Source organism: Bergeyella anatis, from assembly GCF_036016955.1.
In the GTDB taxonomy this organism is placed as follows: Bacteria; Bacteroidota; Bacteroidia; order Flavobacteriales; family Weeksellaceae; genus JAYWXI01.
This window is the reverse complement of the sequence record NZ_JAYWXI010000137.1, coordinates 1-444: the sequence shown is the minus strand read 5'-3', so window position 1 is coordinate 444 and position 444 is coordinate 1. Positions and strand designations below refer to the sequence as shown.

The 444-nt window shown below is 38.1% G+C and carries 1 protein-coding gene; it reads right to left on the bottom strand.

The window, feature by feature from the left end:
* The coding region (locus VQ048_RS12630) for a TraJ family protein (RefSeq protein ID WP_503619829.1) at window positions 1-444 on the bottom strand (444 nt) is incomplete at both ends.

Sequence of the window (444 nt, the reverse complement as noted above, 5' to 3'; positions counted from 1 at the left end):
TCGTAAAGTATCCCACGATACCAATAATCATAAAAATGATATAAACGGTATTGGAAGTGTCAGGAATAAAATCGGGGTTGGATAATTGTTCAATATCATTGGCAAGGATTAAGGTTTGCATTTTGGCAAGTAACGCACTGAATAAATCTGAAATAGGCAACCATAGATATACGCTAATATACCGAGTAAACCACTGGCTCATAGTAGATTGGAAACCGTCCCAGACGGAAAAAGCAAAGGCAATCGGTCCAAGAATAGAGAGAACGACTAAGAAAAAGGTTCGTATCGTATCAATCACCAAAGCAGCAGATTGAAAAAGAATTTCTAAGAACCCTCGGAACATATTTTTTATTTGCTGACCTATTTTATACATACTTCGTTCGGCATACATCGCTCCCGTAGTTGCTAAATCTTTGGGCGACCAACCCAATTCCTCTAACTTTT